A 255-nucleotide genomic window follows, 5' to 3' on the forward strand; every position below is an offset into this window, starting at 1 on the left:
ACCGTTCACCGCAGCCACACCCAACCGGCCCGCCCACGCCTCCAACCGCGCCTCAACAACCGCCAACGGCAACGGAATCGACGCCATACCCCCCAGACCGGCCAACTCACGGCCGATCACCTGCGCACGCAACGCCACCACCCGAGCCGCATCCCCGAGGGACAGCGCACCCGAGACGGCAGCAGCGGCGATCTCACCCTGCGAATGCCCCACCACCGCATCCGGCACCACACCCAGCGAACGCCACAGCTCGGC

Annotated in this window: 1 protein-coding gene; it reads right to left on the reverse strand. The window is 70.2% G+C overall.

Translation table 11 applies throughout. The features are described 5' to 3' along the window. The coding region (locus ACEPPI_RS40950; RefSeq protein ID WP_373920305.1) for an acyltransferase domain-containing protein at positions 1–255 on the reverse strand (255 nt) is incomplete at both ends.

The organism is Streptomyces sp. AB3(2024) (genome assembly GCF_041862025.1).
GTDB lineage: Bacteria > Actinomycetota > Actinomycetes > Streptomycetales > Streptomycetaceae > Streptomyces.